This is a genomic window from Vibrio sp. 1557, from assembly GCF_033340175.1.
GTDB classification, from domain to species: domain Bacteria; phylum Pseudomonadota; class Gammaproteobacteria; order Enterobacterales; family Vibrionaceae; genus Vibrio; species Vibrio alginolyticus.
Genome location: NZ_JAWOVZ010000148.1, coordinates 1 through 1,316, shown reverse-complemented (window position 1 = coordinate 1,316; position 1,316 = coordinate 1). Strand labels below are relative to the sequence as shown.

The 1,316-nt window shown below is 45.4% G+C and carries 1 protein-coding gene; it reads left to right on the top strand.

Annotated features, from left to right (window positions below):
• Window positions 1-219 precede the first annotated feature (219 nt).
• The coding region (locus tag R7070_RS25400) for a PAS domain S-box protein (protein ID WP_318141411.1) at window positions 220-1,316 on the top strand (1,097 nt) is incomplete at its 3' end.

The window sequence follows — 1,316 nt, the reverse complement described above, 5'->3', positions numbered from 1 at the left end:
AAGCAATGGAATGCTTATTTGAAACTCGCCTATAATCAAATTAGTGCATAGTTAAAAGTGCATGTGCCGAGCATGCTCGAAGCAACATTCAAAACCGCAAGGCTTAACCTGTTAACTTTCGAGTCATAACAGAGAACCTAAAGGTTCCTCAAACATCGACTGTGATATTGGGTTTTGAATGGAGAGCAAAAAGGCCGACCAAAATAAGGGGGCTAGGAAATGAGCGAATCACTAACGATTGCACAAGGACAAGTGCAGCACGCAGCCAATCATACTCAGGTCGTGGAATGGTCTTATGACATCTATACTCGTGAGTTTGAATGCGACCAACCAAGCATGGCCAATGCTTTTGGCTTTAAGCGTCCGATTAACAGTTTAGATGAGCTGCTTCAATATATGTTGATGGGGCAGCAAGAGGCTTGTCGTCAACGCATTGCGGACGTCGAATTTATGGGTGGGCAAGGGCATTTTTCTTGCTGCTTAATGCCTAATGACGCCAAGCTCATTCATGTCACCATGAGTTTTGAAAAGCTCAACGAGCGGATTGTTCAAGGCACAATCATTCCTCAGCTGACCATCACTGGGTGTGAAGAGCTGGCGAAGATTCTTGAAACCATCTTCGATTTGCCAAACGTCGGCGTACTCGTTGCCGATGAAGATACGCGTATTCTTGGTTGCAATCGCGCCTTTGAGCTTCAGATGGGGTATCAAAATCGCGATCTCGTTGGGTTAAAAACCTACATCTTCAGCACTTCTCACCATAGCCAAGCGTTCTACGATCAACTTTGGAAACACATTGATGAAGAAGGGTATTGGAGCGGCAATCTTCTTAGCCGCACAGCCAATGGCAGTAACCAAGCGCATCATTTGTGTATCTATCGCCTCACATTCAATTCAGGGCGTGTGCTTTTTCTCGGTTTTTCAACGGATATCTCGGCTTCCCTTTTGTGGATGAAAAATCGTTGTGAGCAAGTGCAAGACTGGTCGGCATTTTTGCCAACCAGAGATGAATTCGAACTTCAATTGGATAACCTTGCAAACGAAAGTGGTCACAAAGACCTCAATATCGTGATGACGCTAAGACCGAACTTTGCCCAGAAATGCATGTTGGAACAACAGCTAGGTTTTGCGGACTTTATCATGCGTAGTCGCTACACCAGCATTGCGGGGCAGTTATCGCGAGACGTCTTTGTGGTCTGTTTACAAACGCCACATTGTCAGTGGTTGAGCCCTTTGCGCTTGATTCAAATAGCCATGAAAGGCTTCTTTTCTGAGCTGAGAAGTGAAATGGGGAACAAAATGCACGCTACGATTGT